This is a genomic window from Haloplanus natans DSM 17983 (genome assembly GCF_000427685.1).
Classification (GTDB): domain Archaea; phylum Halobacteriota; class Halobacteria; order Halobacteriales; family Haloferacaceae; genus Haloplanus; species Haloplanus natans.
Genome location: NZ_KE386573.1, coordinates 1070670 through 1085977 on the forward strand (window position 1 = coordinate 1070670; position 15308 = coordinate 1085977).

Genomic DNA, 15308 nt, shown 5'->3' on the forward strand with positions numbered 1-15308 from the left:
GCCCTCCTTTCGGCCGGCCTGACCGTCGCCACCGCCGGCTGTTTCGGTTTCGGTAGCGGTTTTCCCGGAGCGCCACGCTCGATCCCTCCGCGGTGAGCAACGCCGATGCGCCGACACCACGTACGTCGCCGTCGACCTCTACGAGGCCGTCGCCTAGTCGGCCGCCTCGGGCGCACCGACCGCCGCGAACTCCGACAGGTCGGCGTCGATGTCGACCTCGCCGAGCGAGGCGTACGGCCGATTGACGACGATATCGCCCGCCGTCGACCGACCCACGCCCGGGAGCGCCGTGAGTTCGTCCATCGACGCCGTGTTGGGGTCGAGCGGATGTGGGACGCCCGTCACCGATCGGTAGCCGTGGTCGACGAGCGCCACGTCCATCGTCGTCCCCAGTTCGTGTTCCCCCGGCACGGCGACGAGAAGCGGGTAGGTTCCCAACTGCCGGCCGAACGTCTTCCCGCCCTCGTGGTACTCCGTGTGCACGTCGGGGAGAACGGTCCCCGCCGGCGCGACCCGGCGGAGCATGGGCTGATCTATCTCCTCGCGCACCTCGCGTTTGTACGTCTTGAACTGTTTTTTGTGGTCGCGGGCGATGTCGGCGCCGGTGTCGCTCATCTCCGTCCCCGCGAAGGCCATCACCTGCCGGATGTTGATCCGGCGGAGCATCAGCCCCTCGTCGTACACCCGCTGGAGGAAGCGTTTGTTATGATTGAAAGTCGCCGCGCGCTCGCCCGCGAGGCCGTGGACGAGGTTGATTCCCGGCAGGAGCTTCGGGAGGCGGTTCGCGGCGCTATCGCCGGTCGTCGGCGCGGCTGAGGGGTCGTCGCCGGGGCGCCACCCCGCCTCCTCGTTGACGACGCGTACCGCTTCGAGACACTCGTCGGCGGTGACGAGCAGGTTGTTCTCCTCCTGGACGACTGGATCGGCGGATTCGAGGCCGAACGCGGCGGTGTCGCCGGCGGTGTTGTGTTCGGCGATGATCCGGATGGCCTCCCGCGAGCGCTCCGGGTAGTCGACGATGGTGACGGGGTTCATGTTGTCGAGGTGGAGCGTCTCTAGCTCCGGCGCCACCTCGCGGATGCCGGCGTACAGGCGACGGATCGCGTCTGGGTTGGGCGCCTCGCCGTCGCCGCCGAACGCGAGGATGTCGGCCTGGCGGCCCAGGCGGAAGTGGCGGACGCCCCGGTCGTAGAGTGCTTCGACTTCGCGGACGACCGAATCGGCCGAGCGGAACGCGGGGTCGCCGTACAGCGGTTCGGTGCAAAAGGAACACCGGTAGGCACAGCCCCGCGAGGTTTCGAGTTCGGCGATCAGGTAGTTGGGGTGGTTGGGGTGGTCCTCGACGACGAACGCACCCATCGCGGCCCAGCGGTCGAGGTCGGCGTTGTCGCGCATGCGGTCGCCAAAGCCCTCTAGCCCACTCGCCACGAGATCGTGGGCCGCCGCCTCCACGTCGCCTTTGGCTACGAAGTCGTAGTCGAGATCCTTGCGCTCCATATCCTGTGCGCCGGCGTTCTCCTCGCCGACGCCGAAGCGGACGGGGCCACCCATGAGCGTCGTCCCGTCGGCGGCCCACGCCAGTTCACGCACCTCGTCGGGTTCGGCGGGCGTCCCCCCGACGTACTTGCCGGGGACGGTCATACCACCGAGGTAGATCATGAGGTCGGCGTCGGCCACGTCGCGCCACTTCGAGCGGTCGTCGCGGAGTTCGTCGATGGTGTGGTACGCAATCTCCGATTCCGGAACGCCGGCGTCGACGAGTGCACCGGCGGTGAAACGGGGGTACGTCGAGACGTACGGTGGGACCCCGAAGTGGGCGGGTTCGTCGACGTAGCCGTCGACGATCGTGACCGTCGGATCGGCGGGGTCAGTCATAGGGGGCGGTTGGCGGTCGACGCGTAAAACCGTGTTCGTGCGGCCCTACCCCAAAGGCACAAGTCGACCTACCCCTACCTCCGGGTATGCCGAAGGCGCTCCCGAACCCGCCCCAAGCCGGTCTCCTGAACGCCGTTCGATTCGGCCGGGACACGTTTCGATTTCTGGAGACGATGCAGTCCCGCTACCGCGACGGCGTGGCCGTTCCGATTCCGGGCCGTGCGCCGCTCGTGGTGTTGACGAACCCCGAACTCGTCCACGACGCCCTCTCCCGCCCCGAGACGTTCGAGCGCGTCCCCGCCCAGGAGTCGGCGGCGCTCATCGCCGAGGGCGGTCTCGTCCAGAGCGAGGGCCCCCTCTGGCGCCAGCAGCGGTCGATCATGAACCCCGCGTTCGACAGCCGGCAGGTGCGGGCCTACGCGAACAGCGTCGGCGAGCGCGTCGAATCCATCGCCGACGACTGGACCGACCGCGGCCGGTTCGACACCAACCTCCACCGCGAGATGACGCGGCTGACCGTTCGTGTCGCCTCCGAGGTGTTGCTCGGCGAGGATATCGGCGCCGACCGCGCCGAGCAGTTTCACGAGTGGATGCAGACCGCCGGCACGGAGTTCGAGTTCGACCTCGCCAGCGTCGGCCCGGCGTGGCTCCCGACGCGTATCTCCCCCGCGTTCCGCGAGGCCGCCGAGGGCATCCGCGACCTGAGCGAAGGCATCATCGAGCGCCAGCGCCGCCGGATCGACGAGGGCAATGCAGGGCGAAACATGGTGACCATGCTCGTCCAGGCCGAGGACGACTCCGCGGTCGACTATCCCGAGAACCAGATCCGCGACGAGGTGTCGACCTTTCTCATCGCCGGCCACGAGACGACGGCGCTGAGTCTCACCTACACGACGGCACTGCTCTCGTGGTATCCCGACGTTCGCGAACGGGTCCGCGAGGAAGCCGAGGCGGTCCTCGGGTCCGGCCCGGCGACCCACGGCGACGTTCGTGACCTCGCCTACACGATGCGAGTGTATCGTGAAGCCCTGCGGCTTTACCCGCCCGCGTGGGCGGTGTTCCGTCGGGCCGGTCGGAAAGCCCGTCTCGGCGACTACCGCGTCGACGAGGGCGCGGCGGTCATCATGCCCCAGTGGTCCATCCACCGCTCCGACCGCTACTTCGACGCCCCCGACACCTTCGACCCGGGCCGCTGGGAGCGGCGAAACCCCAACAACGTGCCGGCGTACTTTCCCTTCTCGTCCGGCCCACACGCCTGTGTCGGCAAGCAGTTCGCCCTCTCGGGGGCGACGCTGACGCTCGCGCGTCTAGTGCGCGATTTCGATATCGACGTGCCACAGGACGCCCTCGACGACCTGCGAGTCACGCCGACGCTCCGGCCGGGCGATGGCGTCCCCGCGGAGATACGGCCCGCCGAATGACCGCCGGCGCCGTCGAGACGCTCTCGACCGGTCACTCCTCCGGTTCGCCGCGGACGCCGAGTTCACCGTCCACGCGGGCCGCCGCGTCGGGGGCGAGTGACGCACTCCCACGAAGGCTAATGTTGATTAGTCGCGCACCCTAACCCCAACCTATGCCTGCAACGAAGGAGATCAAATGTACGAGCGCCGACTGCGAGCTCGATATGTTCGAGAATCACTATACGTACGATATCGCCGACGATCACACCGTCTCCGACCTCTCCTGTCCGCTCTGTGGCGGCACCGACTGCCTCGAAGAGATCGAACTATGACCGGGTTCAAGGAGTTCGGCAAGTCGGCGGCCAACGCCGTTCTGGAACGGGTCGGCCGCGGCGTCGGGAAAGTCCAGGAGCGCAAGCCCCTCTCGTACGACGTGCTGGAGTCCGACGACGCCTATCTCGTGGTGTTCGACGCCCCCGGAGTTACCCGGAGCGACGTGCAGGTGCGCTACGTCGAGGGCGAGGTGCAGATCCGTCTCGACCGCTTCCGTGACTTCCACGAGGGCTTCGAGATGCGGTTCCCCGGCCGCGGCCTCTCGCTCGACGGCCGGGCACGCCTCCCCCCGGACGCCGACGTGGACGCGGGCGAGGCGTCGGCCACCCTGAGCGGTAACGGAACGCTCCGTATCGAAGTGCCGAAACACGCCGACGGGACGGACGTGGCGGTCGTGGAGGAAGCGAACGAGGACGGAGACGAAAACGAGAGCGGCGACGAAGGCGACGAGTAACGCTCCGGACGACTCCACCACGCCCCTTCAGACGGGAAAATCGGCGTCCGGGTCGACCGACCCGGACGCCACGGACGACTCCACCACGCCCCTTCAGACGGGAAAATCGGCGTCCGGGTCGACCACACGGTCGACCTCCGGCGGCATCTCCCAGTCGGTCGTCAGTTCGAGCAATTGGACGAGCATCCGCCCGGTCGCCCCCCAGACGGTGTAGCCGCCGACGCGGAAGAAATGAAGCCTGATCTCCCCGTAGTATGGGTGGTCGCGGTGTTCCGAATCGTAGTTGTCGAGGTCGATCAACTCGTCGACCGGGAGGACGGCGATTTCGGCCACTTCGCGCTCGTCGGGGACGTACTCCCTGTCGGGGACCCGCGAGACGAACGGGCGCACGCTGTAGTCGCTGACGGTCGGAATGTCGTCCAGACGGCCGATCATCTCGATTTCGTCCGAACGGAGCCCGATCTCCTCGTTGGCTTCGCGACGTGCCGTCGCCTCCAGATCCTCGTCGCTGGGTTCGCGGCCGCCACCCGGGAAACTCATCTGTCCCGGATGCTGGCCGAGGTGGTCCGCGCGCTTGGTAAAGAGGAGTGCATCGCCCTCGGGGCGCCCGACGACGGGCGCGACGACCGCGGCTTCACGCTCGGCGTCGTCGATGCTTCGTGGCGTGTGACGGCCGAGCGCGGACAGATCCATGCGCATAGTGTGGTGGGTGACCCCCTGTCGGTTTCGGTCGTGGCAGTCGTCCCCGTTTACGCCACCGGGGGTCGTTTCAGTTGTGGTTCTCGAGGGCGTCGTCGAGCCGACTCCGCACGCCGCTCACGTCGGTCGAGCCCCACGTTTCGAGGTCGTAGCTCACGTCGAGCAGCCGTTCGATCCGCTCGGCGGCGTCGGCGTCGACGGCCCGCGCCGCGTCGGCACGGAGCCGTCGTTCCGCCGCCTCGGCCAAGACGCCGCGGTCGACCGTCCGCGTCGGCACGTCGAGAATGTGCGGGAGGTCCTCGGCGTCCTCGGGGAGCGTCGGGAACGCCACCGGGCCGGGCGCGAGGAGCGTCGTCCCGTCGCGGTCGACGGCGACGAGGTAGTAGCCCTCGATGGCGTCGTCGACGGCGGCCTCGACGGCCGCCTCGTCGACCTCTTCGCCGCGCTTGAAGGCGAGTTCGCCGAGCGCATCGCCGAGTTCCTCGCGGGTCACCGCGCCGAAGAGGTCGACGACGCCCGCGAGTTCGTCCCCCGTCGCGGTCGGGACGCTCACCGTACCGCCTCCAGATCCGCGGCGGCGGCCTCGGCGATTCGCTCGGGCGACACCGGTGTCTCGGTCCACGCCGGCAAGCGGCGGTCCGTCCCCGGCGGTTCGATGGCGTCGGCGTACGTCTCGATCTGGTCGAGTTCGTCCCCGCGGTCGTAGGTCAGCCCGTTGAACGCCGCGTCGAGTTCGTAGCTCCGGACGAGCGAGCGCGCCGCCCCGCGGTAGCGCTCGGGCAGGCTACCGTACTCCGGGTCGACGCCACCCTCCTCGACGACGCGGAGGAGCGCGGCGCCGACGTGCCGGCTCATATCGGAGAGGCCGGTCGGCCCGCTCACCGCGCGGTGGTCGTGTTCGTACGTCCCCAGATCGACCTGTGCGCTCCCCTCGAAGCCGGCGTGGTCGAAGGCGTCGCCGAGGGTGCCGACTTCCAGCCCCCACGACCGCTGGGGGCGGAGCCGTTCGACGAGGTCGGTCGTCGCCGCGAACTCGCCCGCGAGTGCATACCGAAAGGTGTCGAGATAGCGGAGTATCGGGGCGTCACGCTCCTCGCCCAGCGCGCGGACCAGCGGGACGAAAAACAGCCGAAAGAGTCGGCCGTAGAGGCGGTCGTTCTCGACACGGGCGTAGTACCCCTTCGCGAAGTCGTAGCCGTGGGCGAGGGGAAAGAGGAGTCGCGTCACGTCCGCCCGCGAGTAGCTCTTGGTGTCCGCGTCGTGGACGACGACGAATTCGCGATCGAGCGCCTGGCCGAGGCCGAGCCACACGTCACGACCCTTCCCGAACTCGCCGTCGAGGCCGTAGTCGTCGAGCAAGTCCTCCAGCCGCGGCCCGTTACACCAGAGCACCGAGAGTGACAGATCGAAGTCGGCGAGCCAGTCGTGGAAGTCGCCGACGCGGTCCGCCGGCGCTCGAAGCGGGACGACGACCTGCCCCGGATCGAGCCGTTCGAGTTCCGAGAGGACGCGATCCGGCGCCAGCCCGGCGTACTCCCGTTCGGTCATGGGGACGACGACCGTCGCCCGGTCGGTCGGCGCCGTGGGCGTCGGATCGGTCAGGTCGTGGAGCGTCGTCACGCGTTCTTGGACGTACTCCATCACACGCGTCTGGGGACGGCGCGGACAAAAGCCCGCCGCATCGGCCGGTCCGTTTTTTAAACAGGGGCGCCCAAGATGAGGGCATGAAATCGACCCGGAAGGGACTCCGTGACGGCGAACTCGTCAAGGACACCTACGAGCGGCTCACGTGCGCGGAGTGTGAGAAGGTGCTAAAAAAACGGGACGACCCGGACGAGGTGTTCTCGGTTCGGACCTGTCCCGAATGCGGCCGCGAGTGGAAGGACCTCCGGTAGTGATTATTGTAAGTCATTACCGGTAGTTTGCCGACCCGTTCTGGCAAACCACCGGTACACAGTTACAATAAACAGTATAGTAGCGTTCGTAAGTCATTGCACAGCCGATCGGACGCAGTCTTGCGATCGGCTGTGCAAACAGTTCCAAACGCTACTATAGGTAGCTACTCGAACACCAAGTCGAACGCCCGCGCCCCCAACGGGTCGAAGGTCCCCGCGGCGACGTTCTCCGTGACGTGGTCGGGATCGCTCGTGCCAACGAGCGCGCAGGTGACCGCCGGTGCGCTCCGGGCGAAGTTGATTGCTCGCTGGGCGGCCGTATCGCCCGTCAGTTCGGCGTCGACGGCCGGCGGCAAGCCATCGGCGAGCTCTCCCTGCCCGAGGCTTGCGCTGACGAACACGTCCAGACCGAGTTCGTGCGCGACCGACAGCGCCGACCGGCGATCACCCTCGAACTCGTGGCTCCGGGCGGTGAAAGCGTCGGCCATGTGAATGTTAAATGGGAGTTGAATCGCCTCGAATCCGGTTTCGGCGCGGCCGACCGTCTCCGCGGCCGCCCGTGCGCGTTCGACCACCTCGGGCAGTGAGAGGTGGTTGTCGGCCTCGGGCGGGACGCGAAACGCCTCCCACGTCGCCACGCCGTACCGCCCGATGTCGCCGGCTGCCACCCGCCGTTCGAGTCGTTCGAAGGTGGCTTCGAGCTGGTCGTACACCGTCTCCCGGGAGCGGACGCGAAGCTGTGTCTCCGGGTTGTGGACGTAGTAGCAGTCGATCGTCCCTAGCCCCAGCGCGTCGAGCGAGCGGTCGAGGAGCGCCTCGATGGCGTCGGGGGCGATGCAGTGATAGCCAGCGGCGAGATCCGCGAGGTCGACGGGGCCGCCCTCGACGAACGTCTCGCGGACGTAGCCGGCGGGGTCCGCGGGCCGCTCGCCGTCGAACGGCAGGAAGCCACCCTTGGTGGCGACGACGACGGCGTCGCGGTCCACGTCGGCGCGCTCCAACGCCGCCCCGACGACTCGCTCGCTCCGGCCACAGCGGTAGTTGACGGCCGTGTCGACGACGTTACACCCGCCGTCGAGACCGGCGATCAGCGCCTGCTCGTAGTCGTCGTCGACGGCGTCGGTCGGGTCGCCGAGGTAGGTGCCGAGGCCGACGCTGGAGACGACGCCGGAACCGAACCGCCTGAAGTACGTCCGGCCGAAGCCGTCGCCGAAGCGGTCCCGGTACGCCCACGTGGCACGAGTGGTCACCATGCGGGGTGCTACGGTGGGTGCAAATAAAACCTACAGGTCGCCTTCCAGCGCCCGCCAGAGCCGGTCAGTGAGCGTGTCTCGCCGTGCGGGCCAGACGAACTCCTCCTCGTCGATGGTGATCTGGCCGCCGCCCATCCGGGCGTGTCCGCCGCCGTTCGCTCCCGGAATGTCCGCTAGCGCGGCTTCGATCGCTCGTCCCATGTGAACCCGGTCGTCGCGGGAGCGCCCCGAGAGGTAGAGTACGCCGTTCCGGGCGCCGTAGACCACCGCGGCGGTGACGCCTTCGAGCAGGATGAGTTCGTCCGACGCCTGTGGGATGGCGTCGACGTTCGAGACGTTGCCCACGTCGCTGATGGCGAACGCGCCCTCCACCTGTCGCTCGCGAATCGCCGTCGCCTTGATCTCCAGGGTCTCGGCGCTCACCTGTGGGTTGGCGATGCGGTCGAGTGCGCTCTCGTCGACGCCCGCCGAGAGATAGCCGCTCGCCGTGAAATCGGCCGAATTGATCCCCGACGTGAGGCGGTTCGTATCGGTGAGGATGCCGAAAAAGAGCCCCGTCGCGACGCGGGACGGGACGACGTACGTCGCCTCGACTTCGCTCTCGTGGGTGTCCGGCGGCACCGGCGTGGCGTCGAGGTCCTGAAAATACTCGGCGATCACGCTCGAACAGGCGCCGTACTCGGTGCGAACGTCGGTGAAGGCTTCGCCGCGGCCCTCTCCCGGATGGTGGTCGACGACGGCGACCGGGTGGACACGCTCGGAGTTCGAGAACCCTCGTGGCTCGTTGTGATCGACCAGAACCACCGACTCGGAGGATAGATCCGCCGCCCGTTCGATGCAGTCGAGTTCGACTTCCAGAACGTTCCGGAACGCACGGTTTTCCTGATGGCGGATCTTGCCCGGAAACTGGATGGTCGACTCCGTCTCGACCTGTTCGGCCAGCGAGGCAACGCCCATCGCCGCCGCCATCGCGTCCGGATCGGGGTTCGGATGCGTCAGCACCGTGATCCGGTCGTGTTCGGCGATCATCGACGCGAACCGGACGCCGGCCGGGCGTGTGAGCCGGTTGAGGACGTATCCGCCCCCGACGACGACGACCAGACTGACGAGTATTGCCGCCAGTAACTCCGGATGCGACTGTGCGAACACCACCGCCCGCCGGACGACTCCCTCGGCGGCGACGGACATACCCACTCCGACTCGGTCGAAGGGCAAGAGTATTCTCCTATTATGTCGTCACGAATCCGATCTAATCGCCGCAGTCAGGCGTCTCGAAACGCGTCGATGGCCGGCTGGTAGCCGTCCCACACCGTTGGATACCGGAGTTCGTAGCCGAGTTCGTGGAGGTGATCGTTGGCACACCGCTTGTTCGCTCGGACGCGGCGGCTGACCTCGCCCGCCGCGGCTCGCTCCTCGACGGTCCGTTTCGGCGGCCGCGGACGGTCACACTCGTCGGCCAGCCAGTCGGCGAACGCCCACTTCGAGACGGGTTCGTCGTCGACGGCGAGCACCACTTCGCCGCGCGCACGGTCGGATTCGAGGAGGTGTGCCACGACGCCGGCGGCGTCGTCGCGGTGGATCGAGTTGAGATACCCTTCCGTCACCGGGCCATCGAGATAGTAGTCCAGGCGGTAGCGATCCGGACCGTAGAGGCCGCCGAAGCGAACGACTGTCCCGTCGAGTCGATCCGCTTCCAGTGCGATACCCTCCGCTTCCAGCAGGATGCGCTGGCGCTCCGTCGCAGGGTCGGGGGTCGACGACTCGTCGACCCAGGCACCGTCGTGGTCGCCGTAGATGCCCGTACTCGACGTGTAGACGAGCCGATCGGGCGGCGACGCCCGCTCGCCGAACGTCTCGACGACGGTCCGCAGGCCGTCGACGTACGCCGCCCGTGCCGCGTCGACGCCACGGCCCCCGGCACTGGCCGCGTATACGAGCCAGTCGGCGTCCGGGACGGCCGACAGCGACGCCGCGTCCGTCAGATCGGCGCGGACGGCGTCGAATCCCACTGCCTCGATAGCGTCGAGTCCGGCGTCCGATCGGCGGACGCCGACCACCTCGTGTCCGTCGTCGGTCAGTTGCCGCCCGAGTTCGAGGCCGACGTACCCACAGCCGAGGATGGCGACCCGCACGGTGATCAGCGGGCGTTTCGGCCCGCAATGTAGTTGTGGATGGCGGCGAGTTCCGCGAGCGTCATCCGAACCCGACCCTCGATCGCCTGCTGAATTTCCTGTCCCGAGAGGTCGAGGTCGACGCTCGAGGCGATGGTGTCGACGTCGACGACGCCCGTCGCCATCGCCATCAACAGATGATCGCGGACCTCCTGTACGATGGTCTCGGCGTCCCGTCCGTCCCCGTCCACGGCGAGGATCGCGGCTGCCTCCGACAGCGTCAGCGACGGTGACTCACCGTCGAGGAGGGCCTCGATCGTCTCGGCCGAGACGCCGGCCTCGCTGGCGACGGTGTCGACCCCGTGTGCGTCGATCACCGAGCGCAGTTCCATCTCGTACGCGGCGTGGAGTTGTCGTGGTGATAGCGTCCCCGGTTCGTCGGCGGCGTCGTAGAGCATACGTTGGATGGGCGCCCCGCCAACAAAAGTCTCACTCCGAATCGGGGCAGGCGGTCCCGTTCCACGACGTACAGCCCGGCCGCGGCCAGGCCCCCGAGCGCTCGTCCGCGTTCCCGCCCACGTCACCGACGCCACCACGACCAGCCGGGACGGCGACGGCGACGACCGTCCCCGTCTCGAAGGCGACGCGCTCGTCGCGGCCCAGCCGCTCCCCCGTCCCGTCGCCGTCCACGTCGAGACGAACCGTGGAGCCGTCGCGGACGTACCGGATGGTCCCGCCGGGCGTCGTGGGCGGCGCCCCGCGTCGCGTTCGGAGGCTGAACCGGGCGTACGCTCCCCGGACGGTTACGTCCCAGACGTTCACCGTCGCGTACCAGTAGCCCGGAACCGGCGCGACCGGTAACCCGGCGGCGACCTCCCCGAGTGACCCGTTCACGTATCTCGATTTGAGACGGCTGCCAGCCTCGGCTGCCGCCCGCTTCGCCGCCCACGTTCGAACCCGCGTCAGCGTCTCGTTGACCGGTGTCTCCGGAACGGTCACCGCCGACGTTCGCCGGGCGGTCACGATGGCGGTTTCGAGACGCTGCTCCAGCCGTGCCCGCCGTCCCGGGTCGGGATCGGCCGATCGCTCATCCGCCGCCGTGGCGATGGCTCTGGCGAGCGATCCGTTCGTGGCCGCGAGCGCCCGACGGCCCACGCCGTCCCAGTGGGCGAACCCCTCGGCGACGGCGGCACGCGCCTCCGACCGCGTGAGTCGCGTCTCGTTCCGGACGACGCGTCGCGTTCGCGTTCGGACGACACCCACCGAGTCGGACACCGCCGCCCGGAGATTCCGCCGTGGCTCGCGAACCGAAACCGATCCCGTGGATTCGGTGGCGACCAGGGTTCGGGCCGCCGTCCGGAGTCGGGTCCGCCGCGTCCGATCCGATACCGCCCCGGACACCACGTCCACCGCGTCGCCGTACGGCGCGGCGAAGACGTTCAGATTCTTCGCCGCGAGCGGGTGGTACGGCCGTGACGGCGGGACCGCCGCTGCACGGTCGTGGCCCACCGATGCGACTGTGAGGTACGCGGGCGAGCCATCCGGAACGACACCGACGGGGCCACCTGGGGGCGATCCGGACAGGTTCGCTCGCCGTGTCGGCGTCGGTGCCGACCGCAGCCGGAGTATCCGGTGGAGCGTCCGCGTCGACCCGACGCCGACCCGATCGAGCGCCGCGTCGAACGTCCGGCGCGTCTCGTTGTGGTTCGCTGCCCGCCGCTCCAGTCGTCGGATCGTCCCGTCGATCAGCGCCGCTCGGGCACCGACGCGCGCCCTGTCGGCGGCGCCCCGATACTGGCTCGGCGCCGCCACCAGTTTCGATCGCTTCCGACGGAGCGTGGCCGCCAACTGCTCGGGCGGGTTCGCCGTGTACGTCGCTACACGGCCCGCATCCACGGAGACGGTGACGTTCGCCAACTCCTCGCGGAGGTCCCGCAAGTCCCGGTCCGTCCACGAGCGGAGGTCAGCCGATCGGTTGCCGTAGACGACCCGGTCGCGCACGCCGAGACTCCCGTTCGCAACCGCTACGGCCACCGCGTCCTGACCGCCCTGCGCCGCCACGAGCGCCCGTTCGGCCTTCGCGGGCACGTCGGCGAGGTTCGGCCCCTCAAGCGCCCCGCCGCGCTCGAACCGTGGCCGAGTCGCTCGATCCGGTGCCATCCCGTTCGGCGCGTACGTCCCGGCCACCGTCACACCGACCCGGTATCGCTCCGTCCACTCGCCCGTTGTCGTCCTCGTGTCGTTGCCGCGCTCCCAGGTCCACGTCACCTCCCGTTCGAGTTCGACGACGCGGGAGAAGCCGCCGAAACGACGCTCGTCGGCCTCGACTGTGGGAGACGAGGCGACGCTTGCCCCCACCTCCGAATTCAGAGTCACCGTCGTCTCCGCGAGCGACCACTCGTCGTCCGGCTTTTTCGGCTCCGGCCTCGGCTCCGCGTAGGTCTGCTGTCGCGACGTTCGAAGCGCAGTCTCGACGCGGTATGCGGCACGGAGGACGCCGCTGAGCGACCGGTTCGACTGCACGGTGTCGGTGCGGAGCCCGTTCAGGCTTCGACGGGCGAGTGGTTCGACGTCGACGTCGATCGATCGAGCCGGCGACGGTCCCGCTTTCCCTCGCCGGCGGCCGAGCGCGACCGTCCCGTTCTCGCTCGGGGGCGACCGCGGCAGCACGCGCTTTGCCCACGAACCGTCGACGGATGTTGCCGCGGTGAAGTCCTTCACGCCGAGTTCGAGGGTCGCGCGATGTAGCCCGCGCCGTCCCGCGGGGTCGCTCCGACCGAACACCGCCTGCTGGGTTTCGAGGACGGCGCCGTTGGTCGCCGTCTCGACGTGACGCGTCGCGACGACGTTGGCGATGGGCACCGCGTCGTAATATTGGGCGTAGCCACGCGTCCACGCGATGGGATAAAGTCGCGCGGTCAACCGACGCCCCAGCCCTGGACCGTCAAGCGGTCCCCGGTTCAGTCGGGTTTCGAAGGTCGTCGCACGGTCGTGGAGCGCGAGCACCGGCGTCGAGACGGTCACCGTCCGATCCCGCCTTTCGCTCGCGACGACCCGACCCGACTCGCTAGCCGTCACGGTCAGGTTTCGCACTGTCACCCGAAGTGCGGTGCCGTTCTCGACGCCCCGAACCGCGATGCGCTCCATCCTCCGGCGGAGTTCGGCGGGCGTCGTCGCCTCGGGCAGCGACGCGACGGCCGTCACGTCGCCACGGCGGTACCGGGTGACGGACAGACGATCCCGGAGCGTCAGGTAGATCCGAAGCCGGAGTGCGTCCCGGAACGGCGTGGCGTCGCTCAGGAGCCGACCGTACGGCGTCTCGGCGGGGGTCGTCACCGGCTCCGTCGCCGCCTCGCGCGCCGCCGCACCGACCGCCGACCGTAGCGCGATCGTCGTCTCGGCCGACGCCCGCTCCATAGCTACGGCGGCGTCGCGGTCGATCCGGTCCGGCCCGCGCGTCGACAGGGCTGCCCCGAACGTCGACGCGCCGACCAGCAACAGGACGCCGACGAGGGCGAACGGGACGCGCCCGCGCCGATCCTCGACAAACCGGGTCACGGCCACGTCCTCACGACGATTCGGACGCGTCCGAGTCGGACGCCCTCGGCGGCCGCCGCCACAGACCTGTTCGAAGCGCGCAGGTCTCGACGGACTCGCTCGGCCACCGCCGCTTCGAGATGATCGTTGGCGTCGGCGACGCCCCCGTCGGCGAGCGTCGGCCGTGGCGACCGGGTCACGTTTAGCCGGTTGGCCAGTCGGCGGTGGCGATGCCGAACCAGTGTCGACTCCGACGACCCACCGCCCGCGACGATACGGGTTCGCGTCGGTGGGAACTGCCCGTCGACGAATCCTTCGGCCACGGCGTCGGCGACGCCGTCGATTCCGCGCGAATGTGCGGCGCGGCGGGCCGCCTCGCCCGTCGTCGGGAAGCCACTCGGCGCAACGACCGCCGCCGCGTGGATCGGCCGATCCGGCGGCGGGCGGCTTCCGATGGTGATTCGTCCCCCGATCGAAGATTCGGGATACGGCTGCCAGACGGCGGTGATCAGGGTGTGGTTGGATCGTACGGCCCCTCGGACGGCTCCGACGACCGCGCGACTGTAGCCGTCTCTCGCGTGAGAGAGGCGCTCGTCACCGACCTCGGCCCGAGCGACGGCCGCATGTGCCAGCAACTGGGCCAGCGTTCCGTGAGCGGTTCGATCGAACGCGCCGCTCGTTCGCCCCGGAAACTCGACGCCCGTCGTCCCGTTCCGGGGGGTGAGCGTGTAGTTCACGGACGCGGTTGTCGTCGCGAGTGTCGAGGCCACGTCACCGGCACGCCCTTCACCGGTCGGTTCCCGGGGCGTCGCGGTCGTCACCGTCACGACTGCGGCGCTGATAAACAGGAGACAGAGCACGCCGTCGAGAACGGTGCTCGTCACGACCACACCTCCACACGGACGCGGCCGGGACGAACCCGACCGGGCGCGATTCGAACGCCGACCGAACGCGCCGCAGTGTCGGTGTCGGCCAGGCGTCCCGGCGGCGATGGCCCCGCGTACCAGCGCCGACCCGCCGCCGCAATCGTGACGTTGAGCCGGTAGCCCGTCGGCCCCGACCGCCGTGCTCGCGCCCGCCGACGCGGGTCGGCGACGCCGCCGACGGCGAGTCGACCGACGACGCGGTCGAGTGTCGGCGACGCGACGTTCCGCTCCGATTCGTACCCCGCACCGTTCAGGGCGACCGCGTACGTAGAGACGGCCGCACACACCGCCAGGAGGACGACGAGCGCGGCGGTCGGCTCGACCTGCCCCCTAGCCGACGAGCGTGACATCACACCCCTCCCAGACGACGTGTCGGACGATCAGCGGACCGTCGACCGGTCGCCACTCCGGAGCTCCCTGCCTCGCGGCGTGCCCCGCGTCACAGAGCGCCTCGCCCGAGGCGAAGCGTGACTCGGGGGGCGCGCCGCGCAAGACGGCCCGTAGCGCCCTCGACGCCACCGCGGGCGTCACCGGGCCGAACGCGAACGCCGCATGCGTCGTACCCGCGTCGTTTCGAAGGCCGATCCGTCTCGGTCCGATGCGGATCGACCGCGCGTCGAGCGGATGCTCCGCCGTCGTCGGATGAGCCGTCGCCGCCGTCCGGTCGACCGTGTCGGCGGCGTCACCGGCGGCGGGTGGCGGTGCCGTCGGGAGTGTCGCCCCGACGCCAACCAGCGCGACGCTCGCGAGCGACAGTCCGAGCCAGACGTACCACGCATCGACTGGAACACCGAGCATGGGGCCGGATGGCCCCGTCACCGTACT

Annotated in this window: 16 protein-coding genes; 4 read left to right on the forward strand and 12 right to left on the reverse strand. The window is 69.3% G+C overall.

Going from position 1 to position 15308, the window contains the following annotated elements:
- Positions 1-153: 153 nt before the first annotated feature.
- Positions 154-1875 carry a radical SAM protein gene (locus HALNA_RS07700; protein ID WP_049935807.1) on the reverse strand — a complete coding sequence of 574 codons (1722 nt, stop codon included), beginning with the start codon at positions 1873-1875 and terminating at the stop codon, positions 154-156.
- Positions 1876-1961: 86 nt separating this feature from the next.
- Between HALNA_RS07700 and HALNA_RS07705 the strand changes: the two genes are divergently transcribed.
- The 3 genes from HALNA_RS07705 (at position 1962) to HALNA_RS07710 (ending at position 4062) form a co-directional block, all read left to right on the forward strand.
- On the forward strand, positions 1962-3296 hold the full coding sequence (locus tag HALNA_RS07705) for a cytochrome P450 (protein WP_049935808.1): 1335 nt from the start codon (positions 1962-1964) through the stop codon (positions 3294-3296).
- A gap of 152 nt (positions 3297-3448) precedes the next feature.
- Complete coding sequence (locus HALNA_RS20570) at positions 3449-3607, forward strand: DUF7559 family protein (RefSeq protein ID WP_169719025.1); 159 nt, start codon at positions 3449-3451, stop codon at positions 3605-3607.
- Complete coding sequence (locus HALNA_RS07710) at positions 3604-4062, forward strand: Hsp20/alpha crystallin family protein (RefSeq protein ID WP_049935810.1); 459 nt, start codon at positions 3604-3606, stop codon at positions 4060-4062. Before HALNA_RS20570 ends, HALNA_RS07710 begins: the two co-directional genes overlap by 4 nt.
- Before the next feature lie 93 nt (positions 4063-4155).
- On the opposite strand, the gene HALNA_RS07715 is transcribed toward HALNA_RS07710, so the two are convergent.
- The 3 genes from HALNA_RS07715 to HALNA_RS07725 form a co-directional block, all read right to left on the reverse strand.
- The gene (locus HALNA_RS07715) at positions 4156-4755 is read right to left on the reverse strand and encodes an NUDIX hydrolase (protein ID WP_049935811.1); all 600 of its coding nucleotides are present in this window, start codon (positions 4753-4755) and stop codon (positions 4156-4158) included.
- A 76-nt stretch (positions 4756-4831) separates the two neighbouring features.
- A complete protein-coding gene (locus HALNA_RS07720) occupies positions 4832-5314 on the reverse strand; it encodes a DUF7109 family protein (RefSeq protein ID WP_049935812.1) in 483 nt (160 codons plus the stop codon).
- Positions 5311-6402, reverse strand: a complete 1092-nt coding sequence (locus HALNA_RS07725; protein ID WP_049935813.1) for a glycosyltransferase family protein — start codon at positions 6400-6402, stop codon at positions 5311-5313. Before HALNA_RS07725 ends, HALNA_RS07720 begins: the two co-directional genes overlap by 4 nt.
- A gap of 83 nt (positions 6403-6485) precedes the next feature.
- On the opposite strand from HALNA_RS07725, the gene HALNA_RS20575 reads away from it, so the two are divergent.
- Positions 6486-6656: an HVO_0758 family zinc finger protein gene (locus HALNA_RS20575; protein ID WP_169719026.1), complete on the forward strand. Its 171-nt coding sequence runs from the start codon at positions 6486-6488 to the stop codon at positions 6654-6656.
- Between the two features lie 164 nt (positions 6657-6820).
- On the opposite strand, the gene HALNA_RS07730 is transcribed toward HALNA_RS20575, so the two are convergent.
- From HALNA_RS07730 to HALNA_RS07765, 8 genes are all read right to left on the reverse strand, one after another.
- Positions 6821-7909 carry an aldo/keto reductase gene (locus HALNA_RS07730; protein WP_049935814.1) on the reverse strand — a complete coding sequence of 363 codons (1089 nt, stop codon included), beginning with the start codon at positions 7907-7909 and terminating at the stop codon, positions 6821-6823.
- 30 nt (positions 7910-7939) lie between these two features.
- The gene (locus HALNA_RS07735; RefSeq protein ID WP_049935815.1) at positions 7940-9097 is read right to left on the reverse strand and encodes a DHH family phosphoesterase; all 1158 of its coding nucleotides are present in this window, start codon (positions 9095-9097) and stop codon (positions 7940-7942) included.
- 74 nt (positions 9098-9171) lie between these two features.
- Positions 9172-10041 carry an SDR family oxidoreductase gene (locus tag HALNA_RS07740; protein ID WP_049935816.1) on the reverse strand — a complete coding sequence of 290 codons (870 nt, stop codon included), beginning with the start codon at positions 10039-10041 and terminating at the stop codon, positions 9172-9174.
- A 5-nt stretch (positions 10042-10046) separates the two neighbouring features.
- On the reverse strand, positions 10047-10478 hold the full coding sequence (locus tag HALNA_RS07745; protein WP_049935817.1) for a DUF5791 family protein: 432 nt from the start codon (positions 10476-10478) through the stop codon (positions 10047-10049).
- Between the two features lie 31 nt (positions 10479-10509).
- Positions 10510-13578: a DUF7286 family protein gene (locus tag HALNA_RS07750; RefSeq protein WP_157573480.1), complete on the reverse strand. Its 3069-nt coding sequence runs from the start codon at positions 13576-13578 to the stop codon at positions 10510-10512.
- Positions 13575-14441, reverse strand: a complete 867-nt coding sequence (locus tag HALNA_RS07755; RefSeq protein ID WP_157573481.1) for a DUF7284 family protein — start codon at positions 14439-14441, stop codon at positions 13575-13577. The genes HALNA_RS07750 and HALNA_RS07755 overlap by 4 nt, the downstream gene beginning before the upstream one ends.
- Positions 14438-14833: a DUF7285 family protein gene (locus HALNA_RS07760; protein WP_049935820.1), complete on the reverse strand. Its 396-nt coding sequence runs from the start codon at positions 14831-14833 to the stop codon at positions 14438-14440. The genes HALNA_RS07755 and HALNA_RS07760 overlap by 4 nt, the downstream gene beginning before the upstream one ends.
- A complete protein-coding gene (locus tag HALNA_RS07765) occupies positions 14814-15281 on the reverse strand; it encodes a DUF7283 family protein (protein ID WP_049935821.1) in 468 nt (155 codons plus the stop codon). The genes HALNA_RS07760 and HALNA_RS07765 overlap by 20 nt, the downstream gene beginning before the upstream one ends.
- Positions 15282-15308: the final 27 nt, after the last annotated feature.

Excerpts from the sequence above, each read along its gene's own strand:
- HALNA_RS07730 (WP_049935814.1), bottom strand. The coding sequence starts at position 7,909 with ATGGTGACCACTCGTGCCACGTGGGCGTACCGGGACCGCTTCGGCGAC.
- HALNA_RS07725 (WP_049935813.1), bottom strand. The coding sequence starts at position 6,402 with ATGGAGTACGTCCAAGAACGCGTGACGACGCTCCACGACCTGACCGAT.
- HALNA_RS07765 (WP_049935821.1), bottom strand. The coding sequence starts at position 15,281 with ATGCTCGGTGTTCCAGTCGATGCGTGGTACGTCTGGCTCGGACTGTCG.
- HALNA_RS07710 (WP_049935810.1), top strand. The coding sequence starts at position 3,604 with ATGACCGGGTTCAAGGAGTTCGGCAAGTCGGCGGCCAACGCCGTTCTG.
- HALNA_RS07705 (WP_049935808.1), top strand. The coding sequence starts at position 1,962 with ATGCCGAAGGCGCTCCCGAACCCGCCCCAAGCCGGTCTCCTGAACGCC.
- HALNA_RS07735 (WP_049935815.1), bottom strand. The coding sequence starts at position 9,097 with ATGTCCGTCGCCGCCGAGGGAGTCGTCCGGCGGGCGGTGGTGTTCGCA.
- HALNA_RS07745 (WP_049935817.1), bottom strand. The coding sequence starts at position 10,478 with ATGCTCTACGACGCCGCCGACGAACCGGGGACGCTATCACCACGACAA.
- HALNA_RS07700 (WP_049935807.1), bottom strand. The coding sequence starts at position 1,875 with ATGACTGACCCCGCCGATCCGACGGTCACGATCGTCGACGGCTACGTC.
- HALNA_RS20570 (WP_169719025.1), top strand. The coding sequence starts at position 3,449 with ATGCCTGCAACGAAGGAGATCAAATGTACGAGCGCCGACTGCGAGCTC.
- HALNA_RS07715 (WP_049935811.1), bottom strand. The coding sequence starts at position 4,755 with ATGGATCTGTCCGCGCTCGGCCGTCACACGCCACGAAGCATCGACGAC.
- HALNA_RS07760 (WP_049935820.1), bottom strand. The coding sequence starts at position 14,833 with ATGTCACGCTCGTCGGCTAGGGGGCAGGTCGAGCCGACCGCCGCGCTC.
- HALNA_RS20575 (WP_169719026.1), top strand. The coding sequence starts at position 6,486 with ATGAAATCGACCCGGAAGGGACTCCGTGACGGCGAACTCGTCAAGGAC.